At 38.1% G+C, this 20,297-nt stretch carries 18 protein-coding genes, 1 tRNA gene and 2 pseudogenes; 7 read left to right on the top strand and 14 right to left on the bottom strand.

Annotated features, from left to right (window positions below; translation table 11 throughout):
• The 3 genes from PPA04_RS09555 to PPA04_RS04910 form a co-directional block, all read left to right on the top strand.
• Positions 1-427: hypothetical protein (locus PPA04_RS09555; protein ID WP_186806950.1), on the top strand; the 427-nt coding region annotated here is incomplete at its 5' end.
• Positions 424-2,136, top strand: coding sequence for an ABC transporter ATP-binding protein (locus tag PPA04_RS04915; RefSeq protein WP_057784084.1), 1,713 nt, complete (start codon positions 424-426; stop codon positions 2,134-2,136). The genes PPA04_RS09555 and PPA04_RS04915, both read left to right, overlap by 4 nt.
• Positions 2,137-2,246: 110 nt before the next feature.
• Positions 2,247-2,319, top strand: a tRNA-Lys gene (locus PPA04_RS04910).
• A 148-nt stretch (positions 2,320-2,467) separates the two neighbouring features.
• On the opposite strand, the gene PPA04_RS04905 is transcribed toward PPA04_RS04910, so the two are convergent.
• The 3 genes from PPA04_RS04905 to PPA04_RS04895 form a co-directional block, all read right to left on the bottom strand.
• Positions 2,468-3,814 carry a dihydrolipoyl dehydrogenase family protein gene (locus PPA04_RS04905; protein ID WP_057784086.1) on the bottom strand — a complete coding sequence of 449 codons (1,347 nt, stop codon included), beginning with the start codon at positions 3,812-3,814 and terminating at the stop codon, positions 2,468-2,470.
• Between the two features lie 62 nt (positions 3,815-3,876).
• The gene (locus PPA04_RS04900; RefSeq protein ID WP_084254236.1) at positions 3,877-4,314 is read right to left on the bottom strand and encodes a MarR family winged helix-turn-helix transcriptional regulator; all 438 of its coding nucleotides are present in this window, start codon (positions 4,312-4,314) and stop codon (positions 3,877-3,879) included.
• A 75-nt stretch (positions 4,315-4,389) separates the two neighbouring features.
• Positions 4,390-5,250 carry a MurR/RpiR family transcriptional regulator gene (locus tag PPA04_RS04895; RefSeq protein WP_057784088.1) on the bottom strand — a complete coding sequence of 287 codons (861 nt, stop codon included), beginning with the start codon at positions 5,248-5,250 and terminating at the stop codon, positions 4,390-4,392.
• Positions 5,251-5,431: 181 nt separating this feature from the next.
• Here PPA04_RS04895 and PPA04_RS04890 point away from each other — a divergent pair, with 181 nt between their 5' ends.
• Positions 5,432-6,448 carry a Gfo/Idh/MocA family oxidoreductase gene (locus PPA04_RS04890; RefSeq protein ID WP_057784090.1) on the top strand — a complete coding sequence of 339 codons (1,017 nt, stop codon included), beginning with the start codon at positions 5,432-5,434 and terminating at the stop codon, positions 6,446-6,448.
• A gap of 13 nt (positions 6,449-6,461) precedes the next feature.
• Positions 6,462-7,436: a Gfo/Idh/MocA family protein gene (locus PPA04_RS04885; RefSeq protein ID WP_057784092.1), complete on the top strand. Its 975-nt coding sequence runs from the start codon at positions 6,462-6,464 to the stop codon at positions 7,434-7,436.
• 77 nt (positions 7,437-7,513) lie between these two features.
• On the opposite strand, the gene apf is transcribed toward PPA04_RS04885, so the two are convergent.
• Positions 7,514-8,071, bottom strand: a complete 558-nt coding sequence (gene apf, locus PPA04_RS04880) for an aggregation-promoting factor (RefSeq protein ID WP_057784094.1) — start codon at positions 8,069-8,071, stop codon at positions 7,514-7,516.
• Between the two features lie 503 nt (positions 8,072-8,574).
• Here apf and PPA04_RS04875 point away from each other — a divergent pair.
• Positions 8,575-8,943 carry a DUF1304 family protein gene (locus tag PPA04_RS04875; RefSeq protein ID WP_057784096.1) on the top strand — a complete coding sequence of 123 codons (369 nt, stop codon included), beginning with the start codon at positions 8,575-8,577 and terminating at the stop codon, positions 8,941-8,943.
• A gap of 66 nt (positions 8,944-9,009) precedes the next feature.
• Here the strand turns inward: PPA04_RS04875 and PPA04_RS09880 are convergent.
• The 5 genes and pseudogenes from PPA04_RS09880 to PPA04_RS04850 all read right to left on the bottom strand — a co-directional run bounded on the left by PPA04_RS09880 (position 9,010) and on the right by PPA04_RS04850 (position 15,065).
• Positions 9,010-9,393: pseudogene (locus PPA04_RS09880) on the bottom strand (C40 family peptidase).
• Between the two features lie 385 nt (positions 9,394-9,778).
• The gene (locus PPA04_RS04865; protein WP_057784098.1) at positions 9,779-10,975 is read right to left on the bottom strand and encodes an MDR family MFS transporter; all 1,197 of its coding nucleotides are present in this window, start codon (positions 10,973-10,975) and stop codon (positions 9,779-9,781) included.
• A gap of 111 nt (positions 10,976-11,086) precedes the next feature.
• Complete coding sequence (dnaB, locus tag PPA04_RS04860; protein WP_057784099.1) at positions 11,087-12,481, bottom strand: replicative DNA helicase; 1,395 nt, start codon at positions 12,479-12,481, stop codon at positions 11,087-11,089.
• Positions 12,482-12,579: 98 nt separating this feature from the next.
• Positions 12,580-13,032, bottom strand: coding sequence for a 50S ribosomal protein L9 (rplI, locus tag PPA04_RS04855; protein ID WP_057784101.1), 453 nt, complete (start codon positions 13,030-13,032; stop codon positions 12,580-12,582).
• A gap of 5 nt (positions 13,033-13,037) precedes the next feature.
• Positions 13,038-15,065 (bottom strand): DHH family phosphoesterase, encoded by a 2,028-nt coding sequence (locus PPA04_RS04850; protein ID WP_057784103.1) that lies wholly within the window; start codon positions 15,063-15,065, stop codon positions 13,038-13,040.
• A gap of 281 nt (positions 15,066-15,346) precedes the next feature.
• Here PPA04_RS04850 and PPA04_RS04845 point away from each other — a divergent pair, with 281 nt between their 5' ends.
• The gene (locus tag PPA04_RS04845; protein WP_057784105.1) at positions 15,347-16,534 is read left to right on the top strand and encodes an MFS transporter; all 1,188 of its coding nucleotides are present in this window, start codon (positions 15,347-15,349) and stop codon (positions 16,532-16,534) included.
• Between the two features lie 167 nt (positions 16,535-16,701).
• Here PPA04_RS04845 and PPA04_RS04840 read toward each other — a convergent pair.
• The 5 genes and pseudogenes from PPA04_RS04840 to rpsF form a co-directional block, all read right to left on the bottom strand.
• Positions 16,702-18,052 (bottom strand): annotated as a pseudogene (locus tag PPA04_RS04840) (FAD-dependent oxidoreductase).
• Between the two features lie 30 nt (positions 18,053-18,082).
• Positions 18,083-18,763 carry an EAL domain-containing protein gene (locus PPA04_RS04835; protein ID WP_057784108.1) on the bottom strand — a complete coding sequence of 227 codons (681 nt, stop codon included), beginning with the start codon at positions 18,761-18,763 and terminating at the stop codon, positions 18,083-18,085.
• A gap of 251 nt (positions 18,764-19,014) precedes the next feature.
• A complete protein-coding gene (rpsR, locus tag PPA04_RS04830; RefSeq protein WP_057784110.1) occupies positions 19,015-19,254 on the bottom strand; it encodes a 30S ribosomal protein S18 in 240 nt (79 codons plus the stop codon).
• A gap of 21 nt (positions 19,255-19,275) precedes the next feature.
• Positions 19,276-19,827, bottom strand: coding sequence for a single-stranded DNA-binding protein (gene ssb, locus PPA04_RS04825; RefSeq protein WP_057784112.1), 552 nt, complete (start codon positions 19,825-19,827; stop codon positions 19,276-19,278).
• A 40-nt stretch (positions 19,828-19,867) separates the two neighbouring features.
• Positions 19,868-20,158 carry a 30S ribosomal protein S6 gene (gene rpsF / locus PPA04_RS04820; protein WP_057784114.1) on the bottom strand — a complete coding sequence of 97 codons (291 nt, stop codon included), beginning with the start codon at positions 20,156-20,158 and terminating at the stop codon, positions 19,868-19,870.
• Between the last annotated feature and the right edge of the window lie 139 nt (positions 20,159-20,297).

Below are 20,297 nucleotides of genomic sequence, written 5' to 3'. Positions count from 1 at the left end.
AAGAAAAAATTTTAAAAAAGTTATTTTAAACAATAATAAAATATTTTTATACAAAGCAACCTCTGAGGAAATCGAAAAGTTTATTGCTTATCTTATGCAATTTGATAATAAAATTGTAACCATCTATCTATCAAAAAACTGTTATCTAATGGCCTCATTAGCATTTCAATCATACAATTCACGAGACTATTTCACTTTTGGAGAAATCGTATTGCTATTAGACGAGTTTGATTTTTCATTAATTGTTCAAAAAACATTAAACTATGTTTTTACTCTAAACAAGAGATCAGATGGTCAGTTTGGCTTCTTAGATATAGTAACAAAAGATGAAGCGCTTGAACGAAATTCAATTTTAGAAAAACAGTATATTTCTCAGACTACGTCCGTCTTTTCGTCTATTCATACTTTATTGGAGGGATACTCATGAAAAAAAGTAAACTCATACAATTATTAAAAGGTCTATCAATTAGTAAATCTCAAATCATATTTGCCAGTACTTTATCAGTTTCTTCAGCAGCAATTCTTTTGTATATGCCACTTCAGGCAAAACAGCTAATCGATAATTTTGAAAACAAATTTAATTTACCTAACATTTTAGCTCTGGGAGCAACGCTAATTATTCAAGCAATTCTATCTGCCATTTCTTATTACTTGTTAACTCGTTTAGCTGAACGAACTGTTAAACAAATTCGTGAAAAGGTTAGTAGCCACCTTCTGAATGTAAAACAAGAATATCTGGAAAACAATCTTTCTGGTGATTTGGCTAGTAGCGTCGTCACGAACACCGAAACGATCAGTCGCCTTTTATCCAGCTTACTGCCAAATGTAGTTAGTGGCTTAACTTCCGTAATTGGTGCTTTATTTTTCTTGTGTATCATGAGTTGGCAGTTAACTTTAGTTGTTTTTGGCGCCTTAGTCCTTCTAATGATCGTGATTTCACCAATTTCAAATGTTACCAATCAAACTTATGAAGCGAGCCAGGCCAAGTCCAATGGTTTAGTCGGTCAACTGACCAACTATTTTTCCGAAATTAAGCTTTTGAAAAGTTCCAATGCTCAACAAGAAACTACAGGTAAGATTAAGCAAGAAGTGACTGCTCTCTATCTTTTCGGAATCAGAATTGCGAAGATTAATTCCATTATGGATCCGCTCGTCACCACAGTCATCATGGCGACTATTTTAGTTATTTTTGGATTTGGTGGTTATTTAGTTTCAGTCAAAACAATTACAATTGGCACTTTAATTTCATTTCTTTTGTTTGTCTTTCAGATCATCACACCATTTGCCAACGTCGGAAACGTTATAAATGATTTTCAAGCTAGCAATGGAGCTGCTAAACACTTGATTGACTTGCTAGATTTAAAGGAAGAAAATTACTCAGGAAAAATCAATTTTAGCTTGAAAAACAGTTCAATTAATTTTCAAAACGTGAACTTCTCATATCATGCGGCCAAAGAAACTTTGAAAGACCTAGATTTAACTTTTAAAAACAACAAGTTAACTGCGTTAGTCGGGCCCAGCGGTGGTGGGAAATCAACTATTATTTCGCTTCTAGAACGTTTTTACGAGCCAACTTCAGGTGAGATTCTCCTTAACAATTGCAATATCGACAAGCTGAACTTAAAGAGCTGGCGTGCAAAAATTGGCTATGTCCCTCAACAGACAAGTGTTATTGGTCAAACTCTGCGCGAAAGTTTACTCTTTGGTTTAAATGATCATCAAATTTCGGATGCGGAAATTCAGAACGCTCTAAGACAGGCCTACCTATCTGATTTCATCGCTAAATTACCTAAGGGTTTAGATACACCGATTGAAGAACATAGCGCAAATTTATCCGGTGGTCAAGTACAGCGCTTAATGTTAGCACGAGCCCTCTTGCACCGACCCGAATTACTGATTCTGGATGAATTCACGTCCGCACTTGATAGTGACTCGGAAAAATTTATCAAACAGTCTATCAATAATTTACGTAGCCAAATAGGAATTGTGATTGTAGCACATCGACTCTCAACTATTAAAGATGCAGATCAAATTTACTTTATCAAAGATGGCACTGTAGCTGGATTAGGAACCCATGAAGAATTGATAAAACATTTACCACTATACCGTAAATACGTGGAAGAACAACAACTATAAACGAATAAACTACATTTCAAAATTCTTAGCTAGATTCATGGAAAAGTTTGGCAGCCGGGGTTGCCAATGCTAAAAATATATGATAATATACTTAAGTCGGTTAATGATATGGGTGGTTAGCTCAGCTGGCAGAGCAACGGACTCTTAATCCGTGGGTCCAGGGTTCGATCCCCTGACCACCCATAAATACCAATTAATCAGTAATCATGCTGCTATTCGTAGCCGTGATTGCTGTTTTTTTATACTCGTACTGTTATACAGGAACACAAGTGATTATGCAAATATTTGCTTTGAGCCAAAAAAAGAAGGAGAAATAATTTCTCCTTCTTTTTTAATCTTGATGAAGCATTGTACTAATAAGGCTAATGATACCAATTGAGGCACTTGGGAAAGCAAAAATCTTTTGGTTCAGTTGATTGGCTGATAAACGATCATCAATGATAAACGCAATTAAATTAATTAATTCAGGAGCATCATTTCCATAAATGCTAGCTCCCACCAAGTAGTTTTCTTGGTCAAAAACCAATGTAATCTCAGCATCTAACTCATTTTTATATTGAAATAAGAGTTGTTTCCCATAAGGTAACTTTTGCGTATGGTAATGGGGCGACTGCTCAGCTTCTTTAGGTGTAACTCCCATTTGGGCAATTCTTGGTAAACTATAAACCACACTTGGAATAGCGGGGTACTTAATTTCCTCTGTACTTCCTAATACTTGTTGGGCAATATAATTAGATTCAAAAGTTGCTGTCGGGGTTAAACGCGGAATCTTTTTATCAATCACATCGCCGCTCGCATAAATATTTTTAACGGCTGTCCGTAAATGATCATCGACCACAATGCCACCACGGGTTGTTTTAATACCAACGTTCTCAAGACCGAGATTTTCAACATTAGCAATCCGGCCAGTGGCATCAACCACGTAATCGGTAGTAATGGTACGCTCTTTATTCGTCAAAACTTTGTACTGATCACCATCTTTTTTAACTTCAGTAACTGCTTCATTGAAGTTAAATTGAACTCCGTTTGATTTCAATTTTTGAATAAGCTTAGCCACAGATTGTTGATCAAACGCACCTAAAGCATGGTCTGTGAATTCCACAATTTCTACGGTAGCTCCTAGTTCACTTGCCATTGTTGCAAATTCGATTGAAATAACACCAGCGCCAATGAAAGTAATATGTTGTGGCATCTGTTTAAGATCCAAGAAATCACGATTATCATACAAATAATTTTGACTAGGGATATTCAGTTTAGCCGCCCGCTGACCAGTCCCAATCACAATATTTTGAGCTTCAAATTCTTGATCGTTAACTGACACAGTATGTTCACCAGTTATTTTTCCTTCACCCATTAAAACATCGATACCCAATTGTTTAAATAAGCCTGCCATTTGAATAGGCAATGGATCAATTGCCTTATGTTTATAATCCATTAGAGCTGACCAATCTACTTTAGGAGCATCCGAGATCCCAATCCCTTGGTACTGCTTTAACCGATCTAAAAGTTCAAATGGGCCATCTAGTAAAATTTTAGGATCACAGCCATAGTTTGTACAAGTTCCTGCAATTTTATCCTTTTCAACAATGGCGACTGTTTTACCAGCCTGACTTAAGGTAACCGCAGCATGCCAATTTGCATGTCCGCTTCCAACAAAAATAATGTCATATTTTTTCATAAAAATTCCTCCTAGCGTTAATTTAATCGTGCACGACTAATCTGATGTAGAAAAAAAGCAATTTATGCCAAAATTGCTTTCAGTTGATCAACTAGCTTATTATTTATTTTTAAGGCGTCTTCGTATTCCTTAATATCAAACGCCTCGTGACTTGCACAATCGCCAATTGCCTTATAAATAGCCATTTCCTGTTGCTTAGCAAGATTCGTTAATTTAATAACCAATTGGCGATGATCATCATCCGGTTGGATCCGTTGTACCCAGCCTGAGCCTTCAAGTCGTTTCAAAAGTGGCGTTAATGTATTACTGCTCAAATGCAGCTTATCCCCCAACTCATGTAAGGTTTGCGTGTCTTGTTGCCAAAGGGAAAGTAACACTAAGTATTGTGGGTAGGTTAGTCCAAACGGTTTCAACGCTTTTTGATAGAATTTTGTAAATAATCGGCTCGCATTGTAAACCGAAAAACAAAGTTGGTTAGTTAGTTTCATTTCATCATCAATCAATTTTATTACCCCATTTCAGTCGTGCGCGATCATTATAGTCTTTACTTCATTTATTTACAACTTAGCTTCATTTTAGAATAAGTCATCTGTATTTAATAATTCTTGGGTTTGTCGTTGATTCAATAAATTCTTTGTATAGGCATGTCCATACATAATAGAGAACAAAGTATCCAAAATATATTCAAATGCGATTTGAGAAGCAAACGTACCAATTTTACTTTCATTTTCGTTTTCATCTTGCGTAGAAACAATGGTTAATTTATTTTTGGTACGTACTTTAATCTGGCGATTGCCAGTCAATAAAATTGTCGGTACCTGCTTTTTTTCCAAAAAAGCCATAATCTGCGTATATTCTGGAATGTTTGCCCCATATGATATAAACAAAACACAATCCGTTTTGTGAATGTTGGAAACGACCCATCTCTCATTTACATACTCTTCGGCAATGACGGGAAAAATATCAAGCTTAATTAATTTATTTTGAAAACTGCGGGCTCGAATCTGGGAATCACCACGACCGAAGAAGAAAAGGCGTTTAGCATCTAGTAATCGCTGGGCCGCCTGCTCAAGTTGTCGCGGGTCAATCTGGGCTTGGGCACGTTTGATCGCTATGCTGGTTAAATTTGCCATATTTTTAGCAATCGTCGTAACCGAGTCGGTGGGATTAAACGGAAAATTAGCGTCTACTGCCCCTAAAGAAACCAATTGCTGAGTCAGGCTATCGCTAGCAGCCAGTTTTAATTCCCGAAAACCTCCATAGCCCAGTTTTTTAGCCAACCTCACAATGGCAGAATGCGACGTGTAAGTGTCAGCGGCCAACTGTTCAACCGTGATGGCTGGAATATCCGTCAAATGGCTTTCAATGTACGTCTTAATTCGTTTTTCGTTGTCTGTTAAATCAGGTTGTTGATCTAATCGCTCAAGTAGCGCCAAATTAACCACTCCTTTTTTAATTTTACAGTTACTAAAGTTCCTAATTTTTGGCCCAAATGTTTAATAAACTGGCTCCTCATCTCAATAATACTGATACTTTCGGCCAATCTGCCAATATCAATAGCTTTTATTCAGCTGAACTCCCTATACTGAATTTATCAAACTTAGGAGGTCATTTTAAATGATTAATGTTGCTTATATTGGCAATGGTAAAAGCCCCAATCGTTACCATCTACCTTTTATTTTAAAACTCAAGGATCGATTTAACGTCAAAACAATTTATTCACCCAGTGGCAGAATTCGGTGGACTAAAATTCCTGATGTGCACTACACCACCAGTTTGGACGATATTTATAACGATCCAGAAATTCAATTGGTTGTCGTCACAACTCCTAGTCAGTTCCATTATGCCACAGCAAAGGACGCTTTGAGCCATGGAAAAAATGTCGTCGTGGAAAAACCTTTTGCCGAAACCGCAGACCAAGCCCGCGAGTTATTTGATTTGGCCAAACAAAAACATCTCTTTATTCAATGTTACCAAAATCGACGGTTTGATTCAGATTTCTTGACGGTTCAAAAAGTCATCAACAGTGGCCTTCTGGGCGACTTATTGGAAGTTGAGTCCAACTATGACTATTACCGTCCAGAAGTTCCTGAGCAAGCTCCTGGGTTCAGTAAAATCAATAGTTTTCTTTATGGGCACGGGTGTCACACTTTGGATCAAGTTCTCAGCTTTTTTGGTAATCCCGATACCGTTCATTATGATGTGCGCCAGTTGTTAGGGAGCGGTCATATGAATGATTACTTTGATATCAGCATGTATTATGGTCAAATGAAGGTTCGTGTGGCTTCCAGTTACTTTCGGATTAAACCCCGACCAAGTTTTGTTGTTTATGGTAAAAAAGGCATGTTTGTCAAGGAACGTATGGATCGCCAAGAGGAACATTTAAAGCTATTTTACATGCCGAATCACGAAGATTTTGGGATTGACCGTCCAGAAGACTATGGCACTTTGACTTACTATGATGATAATCAAAACTACCATGAACAAAAGGTCGTCACCATCAACGGCGATTACAGTCGCGTCTATGCTGGCGTTTACGCAACTTTGGCTGAAGGTCAAAAGAAACTCATTAAAGATGAAGAAACTATCCAACAAATCAAGATGTTAGAACAAGGAATTAAACAATGTCATTAGGAGGATTCAAATCATGAAACTAGCAATTTTTGGTGCCGGTAAAATCGTCAATGATTTTGCATCTATTGTAGACGATCTACCTGGACTTGTCGTCAACGCTATTTTTGGTCAAGAAAAAGATGTGCCTGCCATGCAAAAATTACAAAAAACAGCTCATATTGATGAAATTTATACCGACTTAGATAAGTGCTTAGCAACCGATACAGATACTGCTTATATTGGTTTACCTAATGCCTTACATTTTCAGTTTGCCAAGGCCGCGTTGGAGGCCGGAAAAAACGTCATCTGTGAAAAGCCATTTACGTTAAACGAGCAACAGTTAACTGAATTAATTAACCTGGCAGAATCAAAACACTTAATTCTTTTAGAAGCGATCACAAATCAATACTTAGCTAACTACAAGCAGCTTAAAGCCGATTTATCGAAACTGGGAAACATTAAAGTTATTTCTTGCAATTACTCGCAGTATTCCTCGCGTTATGATGCTTTTCGTAAAGGAACCGTATTGCCAGCTTTCAATCCCAAACTGGGTGGTGGGGCCTTAATGGATCTTAATATTTATAATATTTATTTCATTGTTGGCCTACTAGGGGCACCTACCGAAGTTCACTATCTAGCTAACGTCGAACGTCATATCGATACTTCCGGCGTTTTAATAATGAACTACCCAAAAACTAAAGTTGTCAGTATCGGGGCAAAAGACGTGGATGCGCCTTTGACAACCACGATTGAAGGTACTGAAGGATCCATCGTGGTAAGCGGCCCTACTAATGTTTTGGACCACTACACCATTAAATTACGCAATCAGCAATCACAAATCGTCGACGTTAAAGTTCATCCACATCGTATGTTCCAAGAATTCCTGCAATTTACGAAGATTGTGGATTCTCACGACTTAAAATTTGCCGAACAACAGTTACGCCAAGATGAAGTTGTCATGCATGTAATTGACCAAGCCCTAGCTGAAAGTAAAATCAAGTTAGGTTGAGGTTCAACTATATTCATAGTATACAAAAAATCGTCCTTTCTAATGAAGGACGATTTTTTAGTGGTTATATTTTTATCTTAGTACCAGCCATTTGCTTGCCAGAATGCTTTAGCAGCTGACCATGAACCGTAACGTGAAGATACGTATAAGTTAGCAACTTTTTCTTGGTTTGCAGCTGAATAATCACCATTTAAGTATGAAGCACTTAATTGGTATTTACCAACGTACTGGCCATTACGTGCTGTATATGAACCGCCTGATTCTTTGTTAGCGATCCATGCTTTAGCAGATGATGAGCTACTTGTTGTACTACTCGAACTTGTTGAAGTTGTGCTTTGTGTTGCGGGAACAGTAGCAACTTCTTTCTTAGTAGCTGCTTTAATTTCGCCGTCGCTCTTAAGCAATAACTTTTGACCAACGTAAATAAAATCAACGTTCTTAATTTTGTTTGCTTTTGCTAACTTGTTGTAGTTAGTATCATTATTAAACTTATATTCAATACCTGAAAGTGTGTCGCCTGATTTAACTGTATAAATTTGATCGGCGTGGGATACTGTAACTAGCAATGTAAGACCAAAGAATAATGCGGCCATAAATGCTACTGCGAATTTTGTTACGTTATTTCTTAATGTCATATGTGTTTGCTCTCCTTGTGTTTTTAATCTACCTAGTACAATACACTCCAATTGTTTCAGTTATGTTTCAACAACATTTATATTCATTGACCTTCACGCAGGTTCATGTCATCTTTTTGTAATATAAGTCCCGAAAGCATTTAATTTAAGTGAAGTTAATCATACTTCGTCCTTACTCACACTAAGGCTAATAAAGCTAACGATAATTTTCAATATGTTAGCATAATATTGTGTACTTTTTTAATTTTTTTAGAAAAGTTTCTTTGTTAAAATAAAAATCTCATATTTGGTAAAACTTTTCAAATGGACGTTTCGGTAACGTGTCTAGTCCCTTTATAGTAAAAAATTGTGCTTCAATTTAACATCAGCAGGAAGGATTTAAACTATAAATGTATTTGGATATACTTAATTTCTTTATTTCACTCTTATATAATTTTCATGATATTTTTCACCAAATTCTCTATAATTGGATGTATACCTTTTATTAAGTTAGGAGTCCTTTCATGATATCAACAATTGCTGTTTTAGTTAGTCTAATTATTGCTTTAGCACATATTTACTTTCTATATATAGAACTATTTGCTTCCTACGAAGTCGTTGGTAAATTTTTCAACATCCCAGTAAATATTGTTAAAAATGCTATGATACAAAGATTTATTCAAAATCTTGGTTTGTTCAGTGGCTTTATTGGATTAGTTATTATCTTGACCTTGATCATTGTCCCTAGTGGCCCAATGAAGTATATGTTAATTTTCTTAAATCTATTTGTACTTCTAAACGGAATTTACGAAGGTTTTGTTTTTTCAAAACGTTTCTTCTGGTACGAAGCGTTACCGGGAGCCATCGCCATCTTGTTGGCAATTTTTATGTAATTAAAAAAATGATTTGCAAAGAAGAGCCAAACTGAACTTTGCAAATCATTTTTTTAATTTTAATTACTAAATCACATGGCCAGAAAAACTAGGCATAAAGCCACTGCTAAGTGACTGAACTGACACGTATTGGCCGGGGGAAGGAGCGGCAACATATTTACCATCACCTATGTAGATTCCCACGTGGTAACTTGCCCCTTGCGATCCTCAGAATAATAAATCGCCCGGTTGTGCTTGTGCAACAGTCTGTTTTGTCACATGACTTTCTTGAGCAACCGTGTAATGACCTAACGATTTTCCAGCCGCATGTGCGTAAACCCAATCTGTGAAACCAGAACAATCCATGCCACTTCTTGATTCGCCACCCCAAACGTAAGGGATATGCGTCTTGGCTAAACTTAAAGCCTCTGAAACTACAGCACTGTTTCCGGTGGAACTGGTCTTCACCATTGTTTGTACAGTTTGACTATTTTCGGCAGTTTGAGTAGCAGAATATTGTTGATTACCACCATCGTTCGCATTAGCGCTGGCCACGCTAGCTGATCCTAATGTAATTCCAGCGACTCCAATTTCAAGAACAAGTGCATGTTTAAAATTTGTTTTAATCATAGACGCCCTTTCGGTTAACTTATTTCTTATCATCATAACAAGTAACATCTTAACATGCACACAATACGAACATTTTTAAATCTATTTACAAGCTCCTTTCAAAATATTACAAACGATTACAATTATTTGAATCTGCCCACTTCATTGATCTACAATTTCCCCAAATAATTAACTTCATCTGAAACAAAAAAATCAGTACTTTTCAGTACTGACAAAGATTATCAACTTAATTGTATTCCGTTAACTCATGCTTACTCCGCTCAATCATTGCAATATTAACAAACAAAATTAAAGCAATAATTACAGCCGCAACCACAAACAACGAAACAAATGAGAGGGTATCGATAATTAGACTTCCTACTAGCGGACCCAATGCACGGCCAGCTGATGGAAACGAACTTGCCAATCCTTGATAGCGTCCCTTCATCCCATATGGTGATAAGAGATTAGCAATTGCCGGAATTTGTGGAAAGGTAACTGCTTCGCCAATTGTCAAAATAATCATTGCAAGCACAAATGCAATATACTGTTTGGCGAAAACCAAAATGACAAAAGAAGCAATTAAAAATAACATACCAAAATAGACTTGATGAAAAGGATCTTTGAAAATCTTTCCACCTTGCCAACTTAGTAAAGCTTGCACAATTAAAATGAAGAACCCATTCACTGTCCATAAGAAACTGTAATTTTTTAACGGAATATGCAGACTCAACATGTAAACCGAAATATTACTGTTCCACTGTTGATAAAAAATCCAAATTAAAAATAGACTAATAAACAAGGTATACATCACAACTGAATTGATATGCGGTAACTTTTCGGTCTTGGAAGCCACTTTCGCATCAGGATCCATTTGATGCTGACTCTTTGGAATTTCCCGTTTCACATGATAATTTAGCGCAGCTACGAAGAAGAAAACAACATATAAGGCAGTGGCCACTGCAAATAACGGCGCAACATTATCTTTAAACATAATTCCAACAATTGCAGTACCAACCATGACGCCCAGGTTTTGGACAAAATAAATCATATTAAACACAAAGCGCCCATCGCGGCTATGCACCGTGGTTCCTAGAGCGTTGACAAATGCCATAATCCAACCGGTTCCTAAGCCAATCAAAACAAGCATAATTGGATAGACTGGCCATTTATTTGAAAACACAAGTACCAACATGCTTAATGCCGTGAAAACAATCCCACCCAGTAATAGGTAGTAACCATCATGTTTATCAAACAATTGTCCCGCTGTAAAAGAACCAATGATACTTGCAACTGAGTTTAGTAAGAGCACAATTCCCACAATTGTGAGTGAATGACCCAAGATGTTATGCATGTAAACCGTTGTCAGGGGCCACACAAAACTCATCCCAATACTATCTACCATGGATCCCAAGAGTAAATACCGTAATTTTAATTCCTTCATCGTCCTCTCCTTTCCTGTAAAAACTAACTTAAATTAACTTAAAAAAGTGCATAAATGAACAGTTTCACATAAGGTTCCGAAGAGCTACGCAAAACTGTTTTTTGTGACTACTTAATTATTATCTGGTACATACGCAATTGGGGCAAACTTATTATATGATTTCACAAATAACAGTTTTACGGTTCCTCGTGCCCCACTTCGGTTTTTCTCAATAATGACTTCAACCGGTCCGACATCAGGTTCACCCTCTTGTTGTGGAGCTGAATTCTGATTGTCGCTATCGTCGTCTTCATCCCGATCGTAATAATCTTCACGATATAAGAACGCCACGATATCCGCATCTTGTTCAATTGATCCAGATTCACGAATATCAGACAAAACAGGTCGTTTATCCTGACGTTGTTCCACGCCACGAGAAAGCTGTGAAAGTGCCAATACAGGTACTCTTAATTCTTTAGCCAGTTTTTTTAGTTGTCGCGAAATCGCTGAAACTTCCTGTTGTCGGTTTTCTTGACCAGAGCCTTCAATTAATTGCAAATAATCAATAACAACTAAACCCAAGTTGCCCTGTTCCTTGGCCAAGCGACGACATTTGGCTCGAATTTCTGCCATTTTGATTCCCGGAGTATCGTCAATATAAATATTGGCTTTTGCAAGGCTACCCATAGCAATGACTAAGTTTTGCCACTCTTCCTCATTTAGTTGGCCAGTACGCAAATGGTTGGCATCGATACTACCTTCCGCACAAAGCATTCGGTTAACCAGTTGATCAGCGCCCATTTCCAAACTAAAAATAGCCACTGTTTTATCGGTTTTGGTACCGATATTTTGTGCAATATTCAAAGCAAAGGCCGTTTTTCCGACGGCAGGCCGGGCAGCTAGAATAAAAAGTTCATCTGGATGTAAACCCGCCGTGATTTTATCCAGTTCACTATAACCTGTTGATAAACCAGTGATTTCATCTCCGTTTTGGTAGAGCTTGTTAATCTCGGTCATGGAATCGGTCAAAACATCGGAAATTTTCTTAAACCCAGACTGATTACGATTTTCTGAAACTTCCGTGATTTCACGTTCTGCTTCATCTAAAACGGTACCGACATCTTCATCTTGTTGATAGCTCTTGGTCACAATCTTAGTGGCAGCTTTAATTAACCGTCGTAAAATGGCCTTTTCTTGCACAATCTTAGCGTAGTAAACCACATTAGCTGCAGTTGGTACCGAAGCCGCCAATTCTGCAATGTAGCTTACGCCACCCACATCATCCAATTGATTTTGAGCGGTTAGTTTATTGTTCATTGTGACGACATCAATGGCCTCATCTTCATCATTTAGCGAAACCATCGCCTGAAAAATGATTTGATGTGCCCGTTGATAAAAGTCTTCTGGGGTTAAATATTCCATTGCGTCAACTAACACATCGGAATCAAGGAAAATTGCCCCTAAAACGGCTTTTTCCGCATCACTATTTTGTGGCGGTGTTTGATTTTCTAAAATGTCATTATCCATGTTCTTACCTCTGATGACTAGGAAATGTTCCTAAACAAATTTGTGTCTGTCTAACCTGTAATCAGACAGCCAACTTCACCACAAAACAATTATTGCTATTATTTTTCTGCAACATGAACACGAATTTTGGCTGTTACTTGTGGATGTAACTTAACTGGTACATTCGTGTATCCCATTGAGCGAATTGGTTGGGTGAGTTCAATCTTACGTTTATCTAATTTTAATCCGAACTGTTTATCTAATGCTTGGGCAATTTGTTTACTAGGAATTGAACCGAACAAACGGCCATCAGTGCCTGCTTTAGCAGTCAATTCGACAACTGTCTTGTCATCTTCTAAAGTGACCTTTAATTGCTTAGCGGCTTCTAAAATTTCTTCTTCATGTTTTTCTTCAGCACGTTGTTGGCCTTTCAAACTGCTCAAAGCACCTTTTGTTGCCAATTCAGCCTTATGATTTTTAATTAAGAAGTTTTGCGCGTAACCATCAGGAACCTCTTTGACCTGCCCGCGCTTACCCTTACCTTTAACATCTTCCAAAAAAATTACTTTCATCAGATTCACTCCTTTTCATCGTCTTCATTTTCTGTATCATTTTTCTTTTCTAAAATCTCAGTTAAGGTCGCTTTAACTTCAGAAACACTTTGACCTTCAATCTGAGTTGCTGCACTACCTAAATGACCGCCGCCACCCATTTGCTCCATAATGAGCTGGACGTTAACATCCCCCGCACTACGCGCTGAAATACCAACTTGTTTTTTCGATCGACGCGTAATGACAAACGACGCTTCAATTCCTGATATCGATAACAAGGAATCGGCTGCTTGTGCGGCAGTAACCGGATCATAATCCCGATCATCTTCACCAACACAAACTGCTAAATTCTTATTAATAAATTCCACCGACTCAATTAAGTGGTTGCGCTGCAGATAACTATCAACGTTTTCCTTCATAAAGTGGCGAATGAGATTCTCGTCAGCACCAACTGATCGTAGATAACTGGCAGCATCAAACGTCCGCGTCCCAGTTTTTGTGGTAAAGGACTTAGTATCAATTTCAATTCCGGCTAACATCCCAGTTGCTTCAATTTCATTAATTGGTTCACTATCTTTAGACTGGTATTCAAACATTTCTGTAATGAGTTCACACGTTGAAGAAGCATAGGGTTCAATATAAACCAAAACCGGATTTTCTGGAAATTCTGTGCCTCGGCGATGATGATCAATAATCATAACTCGATTTTCAAGCTTCTTGTAAAGCTCAGGAGCCGTCGTTAATGATGGTTTAGAATGATCAACCATAATGAGTAAGCTTTGGCTATTGGCATTCTCTAAAGCCGCTTCAGGCGTAATAATGGACTCCTTGATAGAAGGATAGTCTTCCAAAGACGTTAACAAACGCCGCACATCAGAATGCAGGTTATCTTGATCGAGCACAATCCAACATTGTCGGTTGTTCATTTGGGCAATCCGGCGAATTCCTAAACAGGCTCCTAAAGAATCCATATCAGACTGCTGATGCCCCATCACAAAAATTTGATCAGCTTGCGACATTAATTCAGTAACCGCCTGACTAATCATCCGTGCTCTAACTCGTGTCCGTTTTTCCATTGGATTAGTCTTACCACCATAGAATCGGGCCTGGCCATCTGGTGACTTGACAACAACTTGATCACCACCACGTCCTAACGCCAAATCCAAATTACTTTGTGATAAGTCAGCCAAATTGTTTAAATCTTGATCGCCATATGCAATCCCAATACTTAAGGTGATTGGAAAGTTTTGTTTAGAGGTTGCTTCCCGAATCGTATCCAGAAGCTTGAAATTATCAGCTTCAACCTTCTGCAAGACTTCCGCATACATCAAAACAAAAAAATGATCATCATCAACTCGTTTTAAATACATGCCAAACTCTTGAGCCCAGCTAGAAATTTGATTCGTCACAAAACTGCTCAAACTGGAAACATCCGAATCGGCCATAGATTGCGTGACTTCATCGTAGTTATCCAAGAAAACTTGACCAATGACGACCTGCGAATTATCGTAGGCTTCTTCAATCTTGGCATACTTGGTAATGTCCATTAAGTACAAAACGTGGCTATCTTGTTCAACCAGTAAGGTAAACCGACGATCCCCCCAAACAACGGGAACGGTCCCTTTTTCATCCCGGTGATCTGCTAACATTTTTGCCAAGTCTTTATCGACATCAACTAATTTTTTTCCAAGCACATCTTTATCACTTAAATAGCCCTGCATATACGGATTAACCCACTGGACTTGGTCTTCATCCCCATAAATCAAAATTCCCAGTGGCATGCGCAATAGTGAATCCTGTTCACTACGTTTAATTCGAAATGACAGATCAGAAATGTACTTTGTGGTTTCTTCATTCACACGATGAAAAGTGTCGCTAATAAAAATGCTTCCCAAAATGAGAAGTACCAATAAGACGACTCCCAATACCCAGTTATAATAAAACGCAACTCCCGCGCCAACGAGTGATAACAAAATAATATAGATTGCCAACAAGCGTAAGCGGGGATTCCGCATAAACACCGGAATCCTTTCTGCTAAACGTAATTTTTTCATAGTTTCTCCTCGAATTGTGTACTAGGTTTATTTTATCACAAAGACCCCTGACAAAGAACCGTCACTACTTTACAGATCGGTAACGACTCCTAATACAAAAACTCGGCAATGCTTTACGAAAGTGACATTTTTGTTTAAACTAAATTGATTACGGAGGTCACAACATGTTAAATAACCGTTTATTTCACTGGTTAATTATGCGAATCGAAAACCCTTTTCCGCCATTAAACTAAAACTAGTCGTCTACTTTTAGTACTCATTCAAACGAAGAAGGTAAAAATTTGGATTCACAAAAAGAGTTATCTGGAAAAAAAGTTCTATTAATGGCCTTTGCCACAGGGATCATTGTGGCCAATTTAAATTATATTCAACCAATTGAAGGTCTCATTGCCACAAGTTTTCAAGTTTCAAAAGCTACAGTCGGTGTGGTTGCCATGTTGACACAACTGGGATATGCATTCGGCTTACTTTTAATCGTTCCGTTGGGCGACATCTTTAATCGCTATCATCTTATTCAGGTGATGTTGGGATTCTCAATTTTGGCGTTGTTCATGGCCTTTTTTGCCCCGTCTATTACAATTTTTGGCGTTGCTTCCCTACTAGTGGGAATTACCTCTGTGGCACCTCAAATTATAATTCCTTACGCCGCTTATCTAGCCCCTAGCTTGCATCAAGGGAAAGTTTTGGGCAATGTCCTCAGTGGTTTGCTAACAGGGATTTTACTTTCACGCTCGGTCAGCGGATTGTTGGGGAGCGTTCTTGACTGGCAGTACGTTTACTTAATTGCAGCGTTCATCTGTACCATTTTGTTGGTGATCTTACACTTGTACTTGCCGCGTGATCCAAGACAACATCAAAGAATGAATTACGGCAAGGTTCTAGCTTCCTTGCCCAAACTTCTTGCTAAAGAAAAACATTTACAAGGTTCCGCCATTAATGGTTTTTGCCTGTTTGGTGTTTCCAATGTTTTGTGGTCAACACTTGCTTTCTACTTAGCAGATCAATATCATCTCGGGAGTGGTGTGGCTGGTTTGTTAGGTTTATTGGGCATCACTGGTGTCTTATTTGCTTCAATTATCGGCCGCTTAGTTGATACCTATTCGCCAAGAATGACGATTGGCTTAGGGATTCTCTTTTCAACGTTAGCCTTTGTTATTTTTGCTTTTATTGGCCAATTATTTATCGGTTTAATTGTAGGCATTGTGTTACTCGATTTAGGAACTCAGTTTGGTCAGGTTTCCAATCAGGCTATTGTCCAATCCTTGAGTCTCGAAGCCAGCAGTCGAAATAACTCCGTCTTTATGTTTAGCTACTTTTTAGGCGGTTCTTTAGGAACATTTTTCGCAACTCTGGCTTGGAGTCATTTAGGCTGGGTAGGCGTTTGCAGTGTCGCCGCCGTTTTCTTAATTTTGGCGCTGCTTGGTCATTTATTCTTAAAGGAACCCCAAAAATTGCAAAAGGTTGGGTAAAAAACTGACTAATCATTTTGGCATTAGTGCAAAGCTAATGCTTTTTTTGTTGCCATAAAAAAACAAGCTGGGGAAATGTTTTCCCAGCTTGACTTAAGTTTATGAACTTGTCTATTCAAAATGTGACCTGAAACTAGGTGTTTTCACCTTTTGAGTCATGCTAATTTCTATTTTACCTTTTGAGCTTGTCGTTCCTGTTCAATAGCCAACTGGGCAACCAAATTCAAATAGTTAAATGGTTCATCATAGTGTGGCTGGAATAGCATATCGACAAACGCTAAGTCATCAATGGTGTTGTTATTTTGAATACAAACCGAAATCGTGTTTGCAGATTGGGCAACTTCATGTTTGCTATAGAGTTGTGCTCCCAGAATTCGCCGATTACTGCGATCATAGACAAGCACGATGGTCAGCATGTCTGTTGTTGGCATGTAACTTGGACGATAATTGCCCTTATAAACAACTGAGGCTGCGTTTAAGCCTTCTTTTTTAGCCCCCGCTACAGTTTGCCAGCGTGTATCCAAACAACTCCATGGCTGATGTGGCTTGAGTTCCCATATATTTTTGAACTTCGCCAAAAATATTTTTACCAGCAAGAGCTCCTTGACGAACTGCATTCGTGGCCAAAGGGATGTAGGCATCATTATGTGCCGGATTGAAATGTGAAATACAAGCATCCCCAGCTGCATACACATCAGGATTAGAGGTTTGCAAGTAATCATTAATTAAAACAGCTCCGTGGCGGTCCATATCAACTTGTCCACGCAATAAGTCAGTGTTTGCCATAAATCCAGTACTAACAATTGCTAAATCTGCTTCATGGCTCGTTTTATCAGTTTGAATGATTACTTTATCATTTTGATCGTCACCTTGAAAGGCTTCAACCCGCTCATTCAAATAAACATGTACCCCATGCTTTTTTAGCAAACTTGTAATTTGATCAGATAAAGTTTTATCTACATAATTGTTTAGAACTTGGCCGTGCGATTGAATTAATGTCACTTCATGATCTGTATCCGCGTATGCCTCTGCCAGTTCAACCCCAACATAGCCACCACCTACAATTGTGATGTGTTTATGAGTTTGAGCTGACGTATAAATTTGTTTAGCTTGTTCATAGCTTTTACAGAGTAAAACATGCGAATCATCAATTCCCATCAATGGTGGCACCACAACATACGAACCGGTTGACATAATTAATTTGTCATAATTATCTGTAAAAACCTTTTTATTATCCAGATTTTCAACGATAAGTTGATGCGTTTTAGTGTCAATGCTTAGCACATCATGTCTAATGCGAACTTTAGCTCCTTGTTTAGCAAGATCTTCTGGTGTTGCGTAAAACATATCTTCAAGTCGTTTAACTTGGCCATTCAAATATAAAGAAATCCCACATGACAAAAAAGAGACATTATCGTTCCTCTCATAAATAGTCACCTCTGTATCCGGATGTGCTTTAAAAATTTCTGTTGCCGCTGCAATACCAGCATGCGTACAACCAACAATAACGACTTTCATAATAATGTCCTTCTTCCCCAAAAAATTTACTTAGTCTGGATCATCTGGTTTAACTTTAAGTAAATAAGGTTTGCCATAATAATAGCCCTGTCGCAAATCAATATTTAATTTATCGGCTAGTTGATCATCAGCCTTATCTTCGATTCCTTCAAGAATGAACCGTAAATTTTCCTTTTTAGCAATATCCCGCCAGTAAATAACTTTTGCTTGAATCGCTGCATCTTGGAAACTTTGCTCAAAGTTCTGGAGTGCAAATTTGAGTTCACTCACATATGGGATCAACTCTTGAATTTCTTCATACTGATTATCACCAGTTCCAACATCATCGAGACAAAGTTCCATCCCCCGTTGAATAAATCGCTGTAACATCGGTTTCAAATCAGCATTTGTAATGGATTCATCCCCAGGTTCTTCAGTGAGTTCCACATTTAATTTTAAGGGACGTAACTGATCTTGCGAGCGAATTAGAGCCGCATTGATTTTGGGATCCATCATTTGTGTGCGATTCAAATTGACAGATACTGACCCGATTTTAAACACTAGTCTACTGGTAGCTGCCGTCAACATCTCCGCGATAATTGAAACCGGAATATCGGAAAAATGCTTAGGCGGTCGCCAACCATCAGTAGTCCGCCGTCTGATCAGTAATTCATACCCAATAAGCGAGTTATTCACCTTATTTAGTTGTGGTTGAATAAAATACCGATACATTCATGTTCCCCTTTTTTTATGTATTAACTATCTATTATTATAAAGCATTTTTGTATAAAAAGTTGGTATAATTTTGAGTGGCCTGTCACTAACTAATCCCTTTATAGATACGGAAACTCCTTAATAAGCTGTGACGTTGTTATTATACACTTCTGTACTATCTCAATCTAAATAATGCTGCTAGTTTGCCCATTTTCAAGCGATTAAAAAAGACCTTCCAAATCACTATTGATTTGAAAAGTCTGAATTAATTATTCTTCTGAAACGAATGGAAGTAAGCCCATGATCCGTGCGCGTTTAATTGCAATTGTTAAACGACGTTGGTTCTTAGCACTTGTTCCGGTAACACGACGTGGCAAAACCTTGCCTCGTTCTGAAATGAATCGTTTCAGTAAATCTGTGTCTTTATAATCGATGTATTCGATATGGTTAGCAGCGATGAAGTCGACTTTACGACGACGACGATTTCCGCCTCTTCTTTGTTGAGCCATTGAAAATCCCTCCTCTAATGATTAAAATGGTAAATCATCATCGGAAATATCAATTTGTTCGCCGTTATCTGCAAACGGATCGTTAGGATTAGAACTTGCACTAGAAGCACTGCCATTGCTACTGCTCTGACTGTTATTGCTATTAGTGTTACTTCCTTGCCCAGCATCAAACGGATTGCTATTACCGGATGATTGAGGAGCATTGTCGTGAAATCCCGTATTGCCACCTTGCTGTTGACGTTGCTCAGATTGAGCACGGGATTCCAACAATGAAAAGTTTTCAACAACAACTTCTGTAACATATACTCGGACGCCTTGTTGATTTTCGTACGAACGGGTTTGAATCCGTCCATCTACTCCAACCAACGAGCCTTTATGGGTAAAATTAGAGAAGTTCTCTGCAGCTTTTCGCCAAATCACACAGTTAATAAAATCGGCTTCACGCTCTCCTTGAGCGTTCGTAAACTGACGATTAACTGCCACTGTGAAGGTAGCGACTGCAGCACCGCTGTTGGTGTATCGTAAATCGGGATCTCTGGTTAAGCGTCCAACAAGAACTGTTCGGTTTATCATAAACAATGACTCCTTTCTGAATTATTATTTCTGTTTATTTTTAACGTACAACGATCATGTGACGTAAGATACCGTCAGTAATCTTTGAAATACGGTCAAATTCGTTTAAAGCTTTGTCATCGCTTGTTTTTACATTTACGACATGATAGATACCTTCATTGTATCCACCGATCTCATAAGCAAAACGACGCTTGGACCAATCTTTTGAATCAACCACTTCTGCACCATTGTCAGTCAAGATCTTGTCAAAACGTTCTACTAAGGAAGCCTTAGCTGTTTCGTCAACATCTGGAGCAATGATATAAGTAATTTCGTATGATTTTTGTTCCATGTGTTTTACACCTCCTTATGGACTAAGTGGCTTCCTTAACAATTTAAGAAAGCAAGGAGAGCTTCTAAATTAATAGTTACTCACGAACTTAAATTATAGCATTTATACTTGTGCAACGCAATAAACAAAAATCCCAATA

It is taken from the genome of Pediococcus parvulus (genome assembly GCF_007990205.1).
Lineage (GTDB): Bacteria > Bacillota > Bacilli > Lactobacillales > Lactobacillaceae > Pediococcus > Pediococcus parvulus.
This window is presented reverse-complemented; position numbering and strand designations above follow the sequence as displayed.